Raw genomic sequence first — 565 nt, 5'->3', positions numbered from 1 at the left:
GCTCTCCGTTCCCCTGATAAATCATACTTCTATCGACACATCGCTTTTCCAATAATGAATTACGACATCACCTTTTTCACTCTGTTTCTACTCGGCTTTTTCAGCGGTACGCATTGTGTCGGAATGTGTGGCGGGTTGAGTAGTGCGTTTGCGTTGCAGCTTCCGCCGCATCTTAATCGACTGGGGCTGATTGTCCTATTGAATTTGGGACGCATCAGCAGCTATGTATTGATTGGTTTGATCGTCGGATTAGTCGGACAAATCGGTATTTCTTTGGATGATACGCGCTGGCTGCAAAACGGCCTGTATGTTGCGGCGAATGTGTTGCTGTTGCTGTTGGGACTGTATCTGGCGGGGCTTTCTACGGCGGCTACGCAAATTGAGCGCATAGGCAGACCGATATGGAAACGTTTGAATCCGATACTGAACCGACTGCTGCCGATTAAATCCGTTCCGGCTTGTTTCGGCGTAGGCATGTTGTGGGGCTGGCTGCCTTGCGGCTTGGTGTACAGTGCCTCATTGTATGCTTTAGGCAGCGGCAATGCGGTGCAGGGCGGGCTGTATA

Annotated in this window: 1 protein-coding gene; it reads left to right on the top strand. The window is 50.6% G+C overall.

Going from position 1 to position 565, the window contains the following annotated elements:
* Positions 1–54: 54 nt before the first annotated feature.
* Positions 55–565: sulfite exporter TauE/SafE family protein (locus tag ACTHUR_RS16805; RefSeq protein ID WP_440399820.1), on the top strand; the 511-nt coding region annotated here is incomplete at its 3' end.

The sequence above is a fragment of the Neisseria sp. P0021.S007 genome (genome assembly GCF_051956855.1).
Note: the sequence above shows the minus strand (reverse complement) of the source record. Positions and strands in the feature narration are given on the sequence as shown.